Below are 503 nucleotides of genomic sequence, written 5' to 3' on the forward strand. Positions count from 1 at the left end.
GATATCAAGACCGACGGCGAGGAGGGCCATCCGCTGGTGGCCGTGGCCGACGGCTATGTTTCGCGCATGACGGTTTCGGCAGGCGGCTACGGGCGGGCGCTCTACCTGACGCTCCGGAACGGTACGACGGCCGTCTACGGCCATCTGCAGCGCTTTCGCAAGGACCTCGAGGAGTGTCTCCGCTCGGAGCGTTACGCCCGCCGTGCGAACGGCGTCGACCTCTGGTTCGAGCCCGACCGCTGGCCCGTGCATCAGGGCGACGTCATCGGCTACGCGGGCAACAGCGGTTCGTCGATGGGGCCCCACCTTCACTACGAGATCCGCGACACTCCGACGCAGCGCCTCCACAACCCGGTTCGCGAGCGTATTGTCCGCCCCGAGGACAACCTCCCGCCGCGCATCCTGCGCATCCATTATGTGGAGGTCGACACGCTCGACGGAGTTCCCGTGCGGAGCCCCGCGGAGAGTTATGCCGTCGTGCGCGATGCCGACGGCCGTTACCG

The 503-nt window shown here is 67.6% G+C and carries 1 protein-coding gene; it reads left to right on the forward strand.

Translation table 11 applies throughout. The features are described 5' to 3' along the window. Positions 1-503, forward strand: a 503-nt coding sequence (locus B5E60_RS13645) for a M23 family metallopeptidase (protein ID WP_143260792.1), incomplete at both ends; no start/stop codon positions are given.

The organism is Alistipes sp. An116, assembly GCF_002161005.1.
In the GTDB taxonomy this organism is placed as follows: domain Bacteria; phylum Bacteroidota; class Bacteroidia; order Bacteroidales; family Rikenellaceae; genus Alistipes; species Alistipes megaguti.